General features: G+C 70.8%; 9 protein-coding genes. 5 read left to right on the top strand and 4 right to left on the bottom strand.

The window, feature by feature from the left end:
* Nucleotides 1–27: 27 nt before the first annotated feature.
* Both ACXKZF_RS12970 and ACXKZF_RS12965 read right to left on the bottom strand, forming a co-directional pair.
* Nucleotides 28–2,370 carry a YhgE/Pip family protein gene (locus ACXKZF_RS12970; protein ID WP_488984459.1) on the bottom strand — a complete coding sequence of 781 codons (2,343 nt, stop codon included), beginning with the start codon at nt 2,368–2,370 and terminating at the stop codon, nt 28–30.
* A complete protein-coding gene (locus ACXKZF_RS12965; protein ID WP_488984458.1) occupies nt 2,367–5,267 on the bottom strand; it encodes an MMPL family transporter in 2,901 nt (966 codons plus the stop codon). Before ACXKZF_RS12965 ends, ACXKZF_RS12970 begins: the two co-directional genes overlap by 4 nt.
* A 117-nt stretch (nt 5,268–5,384) precedes the next feature.
* Between ACXKZF_RS12965 and ACXKZF_RS12960 the strand changes: the two genes are divergently transcribed.
* Nucleotides 5,385–6,011, top strand: a complete 627-nt coding sequence (locus ACXKZF_RS12960; protein ID WP_055955752.1) for a TetR/AcrR family transcriptional regulator — start codon at nt 5,385–5,387, stop codon at nt 6,009–6,011.
* Here the strand turns inward: ACXKZF_RS12960 and ACXKZF_RS12955 are convergent.
* Entirely contained in the window at nt 5,998–6,999 is a 1,002-nt protein-coding gene (locus ACXKZF_RS12955) for an o-succinylbenzoate synthase (RefSeq protein ID WP_488984457.1), read from the bottom strand. The genes ACXKZF_RS12960 and ACXKZF_RS12955 overlap by 14 nt on opposite strands.
* Before the next feature lie 47 nt (nt 7,000–7,046).
* On the opposite strand from ACXKZF_RS12955, the gene ACXKZF_RS12950 reads away from it, so the two are divergent.
* The 4 genes from ACXKZF_RS12950 to ACXKZF_RS12935 all read left to right on the top strand — a co-directional run bounded on the left by ACXKZF_RS12950 (nt 7,047) and on the right by ACXKZF_RS12935 (nt 11,061).
* Nucleotides 7,047–7,844 carry an LLM class F420-dependent oxidoreductase gene (locus ACXKZF_RS12950; RefSeq protein WP_243223839.1) on the top strand — a complete coding sequence of 266 codons (798 nt, stop codon included), beginning with the start codon at nt 7,047–7,049 and terminating at the stop codon, nt 7,842–7,844.
* Nucleotides 7,845–7,974: 130 nt separating this feature from the next.
* On the top strand, nt 7,975–8,877 hold the full coding sequence (locus ACXKZF_RS12945; RefSeq protein WP_488984456.1) for a 1,4-dihydroxy-2-naphthoyl-CoA synthase: 903 nt from the start codon (nt 7,975–7,977) through the stop codon (nt 8,875–8,877).
* Between the two features lie 49 nt (nt 8,878–8,926).
* Nucleotides 8,927–10,078: an AMP-binding protein gene (locus ACXKZF_RS12940; protein WP_488984455.1), complete on the top strand. Its 1,152-nt coding sequence runs from the start codon at nt 8,927–8,929 to the stop codon at nt 10,076–10,078.
* An 11-nt stretch (nt 10,079–10,089) separates the two neighbouring features.
* On the top strand, nt 10,090–11,061 hold the full coding sequence (locus ACXKZF_RS12935; protein WP_488984454.1) for a 1,4-dihydroxy-2-naphthoate polyprenyltransferase: 972 nt from the start codon (nt 10,090–10,092) through the stop codon (nt 11,059–11,061).
* Nucleotides 11,062–11,158: 97 nt separating this feature from the next.
* Here the strand turns inward: ACXKZF_RS12935 and ACXKZF_RS12930 are convergent, their stop codons facing one another.
* Nucleotides 11,159–12,661 carry an RCC1 domain-containing protein gene (locus ACXKZF_RS12930; protein ID WP_488984453.1) on the bottom strand — a complete coding sequence of 501 codons (1,503 nt, stop codon included), beginning with the start codon at nt 12,659–12,661 and terminating at the stop codon, nt 11,159–11,161.
* Nucleotides 12,662–12,778: the final 117 nt, after the last annotated feature.

Genomic DNA, 12,778 nt, shown 5'->3' with positions numbered 1-12,778 from the left:
TCGCCCGCGGGGCTGCGGGCTGCGCGGTTAGGCGGGCAGTGCGGCGGCGCGGGCGGATGTCGTACGGCGACGAACCACGATCAGCGTCGTGACGATCAGCGAGAGCACTGCCCACACCACGAACCCCGCGATTCCGGCGGCGACGCCGCCAGATGACGACAGGGCGCCGAGCATCGCGTCGTATACCGGCGCAGTGGGCATCAGGGCGGCGGCCGCGGCGAGGGCGGGAGGCACGGTCGAGACGATGGTCGCTCCGAGCGCGAGTGCGCCGATGACGGCGGCCACCCAGCGCCCGGCGCCCCCGAACACGGCGACGAGCGCTTGGTGCACGGCTGCGAAGGCGACTCCCGCGGCGATGCAGATCAGGGCGAAGAGGGCCCAGTCGCCCCAGTCGTAACGGGATGCCACCTGCACGACCGCCGCGACCAGCAGGCCTTGCGCGGCGCCGACGCCGGCCGCCGGCAGGAAGCCTCGCAGAGCGACGAGGGCAGAGGGTCGACGGCTCGTCAGCGCCCGTGCCGAGACGGCCTGGAATGCCACGAACGAGGCGAGCCCGCCGAACCACAGCACCGCCATCGCCAGGAGGGGGACCGCCGCAAGGCCGAAGAGGGAATCGCTCGCGCCGGTCGCGGAGACGGGGTCGGCGACCACGTCTGCGAGAGTGGCCGCTTCCGCGTCGGTGTAGGTCGGTAGCTGGGACACGGCGGTGTCGAGGCCGTCGGCGAGCGATGTCGTTCCAGATGCCACCTGGTCGACGCCGTCGGCGAGTTGACCGGCACCGTCGGCGGCGCCCTGCGCGCCGGTCGCGAGTTGGGAGGCGCCGTCGGTGGCGCCCTGCGCGCCCGTCGCGAGCTGCGAGGCGCCGCCAGCGGCACCCTGGGCGCCCGTGGCGAGCTGCGCGGCCCCGTCACGCGTCTGGTCGAGGCCGCCGGCCAGTTGCGAGGCGCCGGAGCTCAGCGCGTTCGCACCGGTACCCAGCTGTCGCGCACCGTCGCCGAGCCCGGTCGCGCCGGTTGCGACACCGTCGATGCCGCCGGCGATCGCGTTCAGGCCGCTCTCGGCGTCGCGTGCGCCGAGGGCCAGGCCCGCGGCTCCGTCGGCCAACTGTGCGTTGGCGTCGGCGATGGTGCGGACGCCGGCGGGAAGCTGGGCCGCCTGTCGGGCGATCTGCCCGATGTCCGTCACGGTCTGCTGGGCCCGCGGGAGTGCGGCGTCGGCCCGGTCGGAGGCGACGCGCAACTGCGCGCACAGCTCCGGGCTGGTTCTCGCATCGCAGGCGTCCGCCAGACGCCGCAGATCGGCTGCGGCGGTGACGAGCGCGTCATCGACCTGCGGGGCCGCATCGGCCACGTCATTCGCCGCCTGCTCGAAGCCCGGAGGAATGGCGTCGGCGATCTGTCCGACCTGATCGGCGAGCTGGCGGTTGCCCTCGGCGATGCCGTCGGCGCCGCCGGCGAGTCGCCCGACTCCGGCCGCGGCGTCGCGCGTGCCGGTGGCGAGCTGGGCGGCACCGCCGGCGAGCTGATCGGCGCCATCGGCCAGTCCCGTCGCACCGCTCGAGATCTGGTCGGCCCCGCCCGAGAGCTGGCCCGCCCCGGCCGCGAGCTGGCCCGCACCGTTCGAGAGGGCTCCCGCACCGGTGGCGAGCTGACCGACGCCACCCGAGAGCTGATCGGCCCCGGTGGCCAGCTGGCCGACGCCGCTGGAGAGGGCGTCGGCGCCGTCGGAGAGCTGGCCCACACCGTCCTGCAGTCCGTCTGCACCGGTGGCGGCCTGCGAGGCGCCGTCGGCGAGCTGGCGCGCGCCACCGGCTGCCTGACCGAGCTGGTCGCCGAGCGTGGTGAACCCGAGGAACACGTTCTTCAGATACTGCGAGGACAGTTCGCTGCCATAGACGCTGGACGCGGTGGATGCCAACTGCGCGGTGATCGCGCCGTCGACGACGCGTGCGTCGGGCGCCGTCTGCACATCGATCGTGGCCTTCTCGGGTGTCTCGCCGGGGCGGGTGGAGAGGGACGCGGCGGTGAAGTTCTCGGGGATCGTCACGACGGCGGTGTACGTGCCGTCAGCGAGACCCGTCGCGGCATCGTCGTCGTTCGAAATGACCCAGTCGATGTTACTGGGCTGGTCGTCGGCGCCCTTGACCAGCCCGCCGGTGAGCTGCCGGCCGAGCGGGACGAGCTGGCCGTTGAGCTCGACGGCCTTGTCGTCGTTGACGATCGCGGCCGTGATGTTCTCGAGCCGGTCGGTGGGGTTGTACAGCGCGCCGACGAGGATGCCGCCGATGACGGCGGGCAGGAGCAGGACGCCGATCAGCGTCAGCCAGGTGACGGGGCGGCGTGAGCGGGAGCGCTCGACGGGGAGAGTCATGCGAACACCTCGGAGATATCGGCGAAGGATTCCGGTTTTGTCTGTTCGGTCGGATGCTGACGGCGCCGGGTCGGAAGGGCGAGGGAAGTCACATCGGGCCGCTGCGCCTCCGCGAGCAGGGCGAGGGCTCGGCGTTCGTCGCGCGCCGAGACGATGAGGGTGAAGGGCGACGAGGCATCGACGTCTCGCTCGCGCGCCGCGGTCGCGGCCCGACGCAGCACCTGCGCGACCTCGTCGCGGGCATCGTCGTCGAGGCGGTCGATGTCGGACACCACGACGATGCGCGCTCCGCCGCTGACGGCGTGCACGATCTCGGCGCCGGCGGTTGCGGGATCGTCGAGCAGGGCGACGCCGACACGTGCACGCACGGCGCCCGCGCGCTCGGGCACGAGCAACCCGTCGACCCGCAGCTTCCCCTCGATCTTCGACAGGCGCCCGGCCACAGCGAGCAGCAGGGTGCGGGTGGTGGGCGTCTCGCCCGTGACCAACAGTGTCCCGCCGTACCCGACGCGAATCGAGACATCGCGGAACACCGGCTGTTCGGCATCCGAGGCCTCGGCCGTGCGCAGATCGTCGGCGGCGACGGCCATCGCCGGTTCGGCGGGCCAGTCGGAGAGGCGCACCTCGCGCTCGACGGCCTCGCCCTCGACGTCGAACTTGGGGAGCAGCCGGTCGAGCCAGCGCGGCATCCACCAGGCCTTGTCGCCGAGCAGGGCGAGTACGGCGGGCACGAGTGTCATGCGCACGAGGAAGGCATCGACGGCGACGCCGACGGCGAGGCCGAGCGCGATGGGCTTGAGGCTGGAGTCGCCCTCGGGGACGAACGCCACGAAGACGGCGAACATGATGACGGCGGCCGCGACCACCACGCGGGCGGATGCCGCGAACCCGCTGCGGACGGCGCCGAGCGCGACCTCACGTGCTGTTCGTCCGTCGCGACGCGCGTGCACGTAGTCCTCTCGCATGCGCGAGACGAGGAACACCTGGTAGTCCATGGCGAGGCCGAAGAGCACGCCCATCACGACGATCGGCATGAAGCTGATGATGGGGCCGACCTTGGCGACGTGCAGTGCGTCGGCGAACCACCCCCACTCGAACACCGCGGCGACCACGCCGAAGGCGGCGGCGACCGACAGCAGGTAGCCGCCCGCGGCGGTGAGGGGCACCCAGATCGAGCGGAACACGATCATCAGCAGGATGAGCGACAGGCCGACCACGAAGAGGCCGAACGGCAGCAGTGCCGCCCCGAGCTGGTCGGAGATGTCGATCGTGACGGCGGTGTACCCGGTGACCAGGAGGCGCACGCCGAACTCGTCGTACAGGCGGTCTTCTTGCGCGCGCAGCTCGCGGACGAGATCGGCGGTGCGCGGGTCGTCGGGCGCGGTCTCGGGCACGATCTGCACGATGCCGGTGTCGGCGGTCTCGTTCGGAGTCGCCAGCGCGACCTCGGCGACGCCGGGGATCTTCGCGATCTCATCGCCGATGTCGGTCATCAGGGTGAGCGGGTCGTTGCTCGTGACGATGGTGCCGGTCATGATGAGCGGGCCGTTGGCACCCGGCCCGAAGTATTCGTCGGTCAGCTCGTACGCCACGCGGGCCTCGTCACCCTCGGGCAGTTGTCCGGCGTTCGGGAGGGTCAGGGCGAGGGATGCGGCGGGGATCGCCGCCGTGCCCAGGAGTGCGACGATGGCGACGGTGGTGACCACGGGACGCCGTGTCACCAGCCCCACCCAGCGCTTCGCGGGTCCGTTGCGCTGAGCACGGATGGCCGCGGTCGCGGCCTTCTCTTCACTCTCGGCCGCAGCCCGGGCGGCCTCAGCGGGGTCTTCGTCGGTCGCGACGCCCCGGGCGCGCTTCTTGGGCCGCTTGTACCCCCACCCGACCACGCGATGACCGGCGAAGCCCAGCAGCGCCGGAGTCAGGGTCAGCCCGACGCACACCGCGATCGCGACCGCGACCGATGCGGCGATGCCCATTGTCGTCAGGAACGGGATGCCGGCGAAGCTCAGCCCGATGAGGGCGATGAGCACGGTGATGCCGGCGAAGACGACGGCCGATCCCGCGGTGCCAACGGCGCGCGCGGTCGACTCCTCGGGGTCCATCCCCGCCCGGGTCTGGTCTTGATGTCGCGACACGATGAAGAGGGCGTAGTCGATGCCCACCGCAAGTCCCAGCATGACCGCCAGCAGCGGCGTGGTCGCCGACACGGTGGCGAAGCCCGTCGCGATGAAGATGAGGCCGATCGAGAGGGCCACGCCCAGGATCGCCGTGGCCAGCGGCATGCCGGCCACGAGGAACGAGCGGAACGTCATCATCAGCACCAGCGCGGCGATGAGCACCCCGAGGGCCTCGGTGAGGGTCGCTCCGGGAATCTCGGTGGCGAAGAGCTGGCCGCCGAGGACGGCCTGCGAACCGGAGGGGAGGGCGGAACCGAGGGCGGTGGCGGCGTCGCGGAGCCCATCTTCCGTGGCCTGGGGTACGGCGGTCGCCTCGCCGGAGAATTGGATGCGGACGATGGCCGCGCGGTCGTCGTCGGCGATGCCGCCCGCGATGCGCGAGTCGTAGGGATCGGTGACGGCCTCGACGAAGTCGAGCCCGCCGACGTCGGCGGTCGTCGTCGCGATGGCGTCTTGATACGCCTGGTCACGCACACTTGAGCCGTCGGCGGCGACGACGATGATCTCGGCGCTCGCCCCGCTCACCTGGGGAAAGGTGCGCTCGAGCATCTCGAGGCCCGCCTGCGACTCGGTGCCGGGGATCGTGAAGGTGTTGTCAGTGCCCTTCGCGAAGAGCGCGACCCCGCCCCCGGCGAGCACGAGCACCAGCAACCACGCGGTCAGCACGCGCCACGGGTGGCGGAACGACCAGCGACCCAGGGTGTACAGGAATGTCGACACGGTGGCTCCCACGATCGGTGAACGAGTCGATACAGCACCGTATCGGATACATCAATGTATCGTAGACCGAGATGGCGACGTCGAACCTGGACGTCACCCGAGGACAGGAGGTCGTGGATGACCGATTCCGCTCCCGCGACGACGCGGCGCCGAGAGAACACCCGCATCCGTCTGATGGACGCCGCAGCCGAGATGTTCGCCGAGGTCGGCATCGACGCGGCATCCGTCGAGGCCGTCTGCGAACGCGCCGGTTTCACCCGTGGTGCGTTCTACTCGAACTTCGCCTCGAAGGAGGAGCTGTTCCTGGCGCTGTGCGCGCGGTCGGCCGAGACCACCATCGCCGCCGTCCGCGACCGGGTCACGTCGATCGAAGATCGCGGTCTCGAGACAGCCGGCGACGTCCGGCAGCTCGTGCACGAAGTCCTCGAGGCGACGGGCGAGGACCGCCTCGACGTGCTCCTCGGAGCCGAGACGCGGCTGCAGGCGTTACGCAATCCCGAGTTCGCCCACGCCTACCTCGCCCTGAACCAGGGGCTCGGCGAGAGCGTCACGCAGCTCGTGCGCGACATCGCCGAGGTACGAGGCCTGGCGCTGCGCGTGCCCGCCGACGTCGCCACCGAGCTGCTGCTGTCGGTGTGGGTCTCCACCTCCGAGACGGCCCTGCTCACCCGTCAGGCGCCGGCGCTGTCGCGCTCGGGGCTGGCCGAACGGCTGGCGCAGGTGGTCGGGCTCATCCTCGAGTGACCTCGAGCAGGTCGTAGCAGCGGCGAAGGCGCGCCAGCCACCAGTCGCGCCGCTCGTCGGCGGCGGCCACGCGGTCGAGGTCGGCGGACGCGGGGCGGGGGCGTTCGAGCGACAGCAGGCCACCCCGGGCGACGAGCGGGGATGCCACGACGTCGGCCGCGAACAACGAGGCCGTGCCGAGCCCGCAGTCGAAGTCGAGCCGCGGCAGGGCCGCCGCGAGGGCGGCGCCCATCGACAGCCCGATCGAGGTATCCAGCGCGCTGGAGACGACCACCGGCAGCCCCGCCTTCGCGACGATGTCGATCGCCGCGTGCACCCCTCCGAGCGGCTGAGCCTTGATGACGAGCAGATCCGCGGCGCCCGCGCGGGCGACGAGGAGCGGGTCGGCGGCTTTGCGCACGCTCTCGTCCGCGGCGATCGCGATGTCGAGATAGGCGATGCGCTCGCGCAGCTGCACGAGTTCGTCGATCTCGGCGCACGGCTGCTCGACGTACTCCAGGTCGAACGCGCAAAGCGCGTGCACGGCGCGCTCGGCTTCGTCGACGTTCCACGCCGCGTTGGCGTCGATGCGCACGCGCCCCTCCGGTCCCATGACCTCGCGCACCGCCCGCACGCGCGCCACGTCGTCGGCGAGTGTCTGCCCCGCCTCGGCCACTTTGACCTTCACCGTGCGGCATCCGTCATAACGGGCGAGGACGCCGGCCACCTCGGATGCCGCGACGGCGGGGACCGTGGCATTGACCGGGATCGCGTCGCGCCGCGTCGGCGGTGCGGGCTCCCACCCGAAATCGAGGGCCCCGGCGAGCCAGGTCGCCGCCTCAGCGTCGCCGTACTCGGTGAAGGGCGAGAACTCGGTCCACCCCTGCGGTCCCTCGAACACCACGGCTTCTCGGGTTCCGATGCCGCGGAACCGCGTGACGAGGGGAAGCGCGACCACCCGTGCGGTGGCGAGGACGTCGGCGAGCGGGGGGAGGCGCGTGGTGCTCATGCCCCCATCCTGGCCCCGGTGTCGGTGGCCCGGAATAGGCTGGCCGCATGCTCTTCGACACCCCGGTCCGACTCGGCGTCCAGATCCAGCCGCAGCACGTGCAGTACTCCGACATCCGCGACGCCGTCCTCCGGCTGGAGGAGATGGGCGTCGACGTCCTTTTCAACTGGGACCATTTCTTCCCGCTCTACGGCGACCCCGATGGCGAGCACTTCGAGTCGTGGACGATGCTGGCGGCCTGGGCTGAGCAGACCGAACGCGTCGAGTTCGGTGCGCTGGTCAACTGCAACAGCTACCGCGGCGCCGACCTGCAGGCCGACATGGCCCGCACGATCGACCACATCAGCAAGAAGGGCGGCGACACCGGCCGCTTCATCTTCGGCACCGGGTCGGGCTGGTTCCAGCGCGATTACGACGAGTACGGCTACGACTTCGGCACCGCAGGCTCGCGCTTGAACGCGCTCGCCACCGACCTCGACCGCGTCGTCGAGCGATGGGGCAAGCTCAACCCGGCGCCCACCCGCGGCATCCCGGTGATGATCGGCGGCAAGGGCGAGCAGAAGACCCTGCGCATCGTCGCCCGTCACGCCGATATCTGGCACAGCTTCGTCACACCCGACGAGCTGCCCCACAAGTTCGGCGTCATCGAGAAGTGGGCCGAGACCGAGGGGCGCGATCTCTCGGGCCTGATCGTCTCGAACGAGCTCAAGGACCGAGACGAGACCGTGGCCGACGCGCTGTTCGACGCCGGCACGCGCCTGTTCACCCTCGGCTTCTCGGGTCCCGACTGGGACTACTCCCTCATCGAGCGCTGGCTGACCTGGCGCGACTCGAAGAACGCGTGAACCGGGCGGGGCGTCAGCCCGCTGCCGCGCGACGAACACATGACGAGAGGGTCACTCCGGCGGGCGTGACGCCGCGTCCGCTCGTTCGGCGCCCCGTTCCGCGCGGGACCGCCGCGCGTAGGCTGGTCGGGTGACCGTCTCCGAGCTCTTCGACCCCGCGGAATGGACCCTGGCGCCCGGCGCCGCGGACTACACCGACATCACCGCCCACGTCACCCACGACGGGCGCATCGCCCGCATCGCGTTCGACCGGCCCGAGGTGCGCAACGCCTTCCGTCCGCACACGGTCGACGAGTTGTACCGCGCCCTCGACATCGCCCGGCAAGACCACCGCATCGGCGTCGTCCTGCTGACCGGCAACGGACCGAGCGCAAAAGACGGCGGTTGGGCCTTCTGCTCGGGCGGTGATCAGCGCATTCGCGGGCGCGACGGCTACAAGTACTCCCACGACGAGACCGCGGTGCACGATCCGGGTCGCGCGGGACGCCTGCACATCCTCGAGGTGCAGCGTCTCATCCGGTTCATGCCGAAGGTCGTCATCGCCGTCGTCCCGGGCTGGGCCGCGGGAGGGGGACACTCCCTCAACGTCGTGTGCGATCTGTCGATCGCCAGCCGGGAGCACGGTCGCTTCAAGCAGACGGATGCCGACGTGGGCTCGTTCGACGCCGGCTATGGTTCCGCATACTTCGCGCGCCAGATCGGGCAGAAGTTCGCGCGCGAGATCTTCTTCCTCGCAGAGGAGTACTCCGCCGACCGCGCGTACGAGATGGGGGCCGTCAACCGCGTCGTGCCGCACGCCGAGCTCGAGCGCGAGGCCCTCGCGATGGCCCGCACGATCCTCACGAAGTCGCCCACCGCGATCCGCATGCTGAAGTACGCCTTCAACGCCGTCGACGACGGTCTCGTGGGACAGCAGCTGTTCGCCGGAGAGGCCACCCGCCTCGCCTACGGCACCGACGAAGCAGCCGAGGGTCGCGACTCCTTCCTCGAGAAGCGCGACCCCGACTGGTCCGACGTGCCGTGGCACTACTGACGAGACGGGTGCGGCGCGTGAGGGCCACCGCATCGGACGGGTGCCGCGCGTGAGGCTGGAGCCCCCGGCATCCGGTGATCCCCGTGACGTGCTGCGGGCGCTGCGCGCCGCGGTGCTCGGGGCCGGTCCGGCCGTGGCGCTGGGGGGTGCCGGACTCCCGAACGAGGTGCCCCCGGGGACCGCCGCCGTCGTGACGACATCGGGGTCGACGGGCGTTCCGAAATCGGTCGTCCTCAGTCGGAACGCGCTCATCAGCAGCGCCTACTCGACGGCCGCACGCATCGGCGAGGGCGCCTGGCTGCTCGCTGTCCCCGCTACCTACGTGGCGGGCGTGCAGGTGATCGTGCGGGCGCTGCTCGCCGATCGTGAACCCGCGGTGGTGTCCGGGCACTTCCGCCCCGAACCGTTCGCCGCGGCCGCCCTGGGCATGGCATCCCATGCCGACGGCGTGCGCGTGCCGAGCTACACCTCCCTCGTCCCGGCGCAGCTGCAGAGACTCCTGGATGCCGCCGAGCACGACACCACCGTCGCGCAGGCGCTGCGGTCGTTCGAGGCCATCCTCATCGGCGGGCAGGCGCTCGCACCCGCGGTGCGTCGGCGCGCGGAGGCGCTCGGCGCGCGCGTCGTGCGCACCTACGGCTCGAGTGAGACCAGCGGCGGCTGCGTCTACGACGGCGTCCCCCTCGACGGCGTCGGCATGCGCATCGTCGACGGCGAGGTGCGGCTGTCGGGCCCCATGCTCGCCGAGGGCTACCTCGGCGACCCCGAGCGAACGGCATCCATCTTCCCCCTGGATGCCGACGCCAGGCGCTGGTACCGCACGGGCGACGGGGGCGAGATCGTCGACGGGGTGCTGCACGTCACCGGTCGTCTCGACAACGTGATCGTCTCGGGCGGCGTGAACGTGTCGCTCGATCGCGTCGAAGCCGCCGTCCGCGGCATCCCGGGTCTGGAGTCGGCCGTGGTGGTGCCGATCCCGGATGCCGAGTGGGGGCAGGCGTCAGCCGTGGTGGTGCCGGGACTCGCCGCCGTCGAGGAAGAGACGATGCTCGCGCGGGTGCGGGGGGTCGTGGGCGATGCGGTGGGAGCGCCCGCGCGACCGGCGCGTGTCGTGGCCGTCGAGGAGCTCCCCACCCTCTCGTCGGGAAAGCCGGACCGCGCGGCCCTGTGCGCGATGCTCGGGGCGGACCCGCGGGCATAGGATGACCCTCCGTGGCAGCTCCGTCTCGTAAGCGTTCGACCCCCGCCAAGAAGCGTCGCCCTCGCGGCAACCCGCAGAAGCCGGTGGGCGGTGCACCGCAGGCCGTCGCTCCGGCCACCGCGCGCGACTGGATCGCCGCGGCCCGCATCCGCACGCTTCCTCTCGCGATCACCCCGGTGCTCATCGGCACGGGCGCGGCGACGCTGGTGGACGAGCAGCTCCACGGGGTCATCGCCCTGGCGTGCCTCGCCGTCGCCTTCGCGCTGCAGATCGGCGTGAACTATGCCAACGACTACTCCGACGGCATCCGCGGAACCGACGACGTGCGCGTGGGCCCGGGACGCCTGACCGGGGGGAAGAAGGCGAAGCCGCGGACCGTGCTGATCGTGGCGTTGGCGTTCTTCGCGCTGGCCGCGCTCATCGGCCTCGCGCTCGTCATCCGCACGGGGCAGTGGTGGCTCCTGCTCGTGGGGGCGGTGTGCATCGTCGCCGCGTGGTTCTACACCGGCGGCAAACGTCCCTACGGCTACAACGCCATGGGCGAGCTGTTCGTCTTCGTGTTCTTCGGTCTCGTCGCCACCCTCGGCACGACGTGGCTGCAGGTGCGCTCACTGCCGCAGGAGGCCTGGTTCGGCGCGGTCGCCGCGGGTCTGCTGGCGTGTGCGGTGCTGCTCGCGAACAATCTGCGCGACATCGATCAGGACCGCCTCGCCGGCAAGCGCACGCTCTCGGTGCTGATCGGCCGACGCGCCACGCAGGTGCTCTTCACGGTGTTCGTGCTCGTCCCGTTCGGTATCGCGGTGTTCCTGGCGCTCGTCTATCCGATCGCGTGGCTCACGCTCATCGCGCTCCTCGGCGGGCTCGCCGCCATCCTCATCGTGTGGACGTACCGCGCGCCGCGCGAACTCATCACCGCGCTGCAGGTCACGAGCTTCACCTCCGTCGCGTACGGAGCCCTGCTGTTCTGGGCGTTCGCGGGCTGACCCGCCGCTCGCGGTCTGCTCATCATCCCGTTCTTGACAAGAGCGCTCGGCCAACGACCGGGCGCTCCTGTCAAGAGGGCGGGGAGTCCAGGTACCGCTAGGCGTTGAGCACCACGTACGTAGTGAACGCCGTCGTCGAGCTCGACTGCGTCAGGCGGGCCGTCCGTCCCGCGGGGAGGATGGTCTGCAGGGGGGAACGTTCGTAGGTGGAGGCTGCCGTACCGTTGCCGATCTGACCTTCGGAGTTCCATCCCCACGCTTTGACGCTGCCATCGTCGAGGACCGCGTAACCAAGCTCGGAAGTCGCGAAGATGTTTCGCACGCCGGAGCTGAGACCGCCCCAAGGAGCAGGTGTGTTCGTCTGGGCCACCGATCCCCAGGCTTGAACGGATCCGTCCGCCATCAGGGCGTATGCATTCCGGGTTCCGCCTGCCGCCTGGACGACGTTCGAGGTCAGACCGGTGACGATAGTCGGAATTGACCGGTCAGTCTGTGTGCCGTCCCCAATTTGGCCAACGTCGTTGAACCCCCACGCCCACAGGGAACCATCGGACAGCACCGCGTACGGCGTGAGATACCCCGCCGCGATGGAATGCACAGCGGAGGGGAGCCCCTGCACCTGCGCCGGCAAGCTGCTGTTCGTCTTCGTGCCGATACCAAGTTCTCCCATCAAGTTGCGCCCCCAGCCCATGAGCGTGCCGCTGTCGAGAAGCGCGAACAGGCTACCGCCGCTGTTGGCGATCGCCGTGGCTTTCGAAGGCAGTCCCACCACCGCAGTGGGAGACGGCCGATTGACGGTGGTCCCGTCGCCCACCTGACCTCGAGTGTTCAAGCCCCACGCGAAGACGGTGCCGTCGGAGCGAAGCGCGCCGACGGCGGCGATTCCGACGGCGATCTGAACGACCTGCGACAGTCCGGCAACCATCGCCCAGGTCGACCGTGCGGTAGTGGTTCCATCGCCGAGCTGTCCGAAGTCGTTCGAGCCCGTGGTCCAGACAGTGCCGTCCTCGAGGAGCGCTACGGAGAAGTAGGGGGACGCGAAAGTGTTCGTCGGGTCTCCTCCGGCCATAGCGCTGACGACGGGGGAGGGGAAGACGAGAGCCGTTTGCGTCGGGGTCGGGGTTTCGTACCTCCCGAAAACCACCGCATTGGAACCGGCGACGGTGAAGGACTGCGAGGCGTTGACGGAGCTGGACACCGCAGAGATCGCGACGGAAGACCCGGGTTTCGCCCACCTGTCTCCCGGGTCGAACGATGTCTGCGCCTTCCCGGCGCTGTCGGTGGTGGGTGAGGCCGGGGAGAAAGATGAGTTTGCCGGGCCGGAGAAGGTGACTACTTCGCCGGGGGCCGGATCGCCGTCGGCGGTCTTGACGGTCGCAGTGACAGTGGTGCCGCCGCTTGCAGCGACCAGGGTGGAGGGTGCGGAGAGGGCGAGGCGCGGGCCCGACGCTGCGAAGGCAGGCGTCCCGACGGTCAGGGCGACCGCGGGTACGCTCAACGCCGCACCCGCGAGAACTGTCCTCCGTCCGATCGCGCTCGCCGAGGGCGCGAGGTGAGTCATTGTCGGCGCGTGCAGCGGTTTCTCATTAGGCGTGTCCACGGGTGATCTCCGTCCATTTATTGGAGGCGTCGGTGCAGTGCAGCGACTCATGCGGAGGCCAGGGCGGCGGCTCCTCAGGCGAGTACATCGCAAAGCACGGTCGGAGGTTTCGGGGTC

Source organism: Microbacterium sp. ABR10 (assembly GCF_057812175.1).
The sequence above is the reverse complement of the archived record's forward strand: the minus strand, read 5'-3'. Positions and strand labels throughout refer to the sequence as shown.

Bases quoted from the DNA above. Each gene is read 5' to 3' on its own strand.
- ACXKZF_RS12970 (WP_488984459.1), bottom strand. From the start codon at position 2,370: ATGACTCTCCCCGTCGAGCGCTCCCGCTCACGCCGCCCCGTCACCTGG.
- ACXKZF_RS12950 (WP_243223839.1), top strand. From the start codon at position 7,047: ATGCTCTTCGACACCCCGGTCCGACTCGGCGTCCAGATCCAGCCGCAG.
- ACXKZF_RS12955 (WP_488984457.1), bottom strand. From the start codon at position 6,999: ATGAGCACCACGCGCCTCCCCCCGCTCGCCGACGTCCTCGCCACCGCA.
- ACXKZF_RS12960 (WP_055955752.1), top strand. From the start codon at position 5,385: ATGACCGATTCCGCTCCCGCGACGACGCGGCGCCGAGAGAACACCCGC.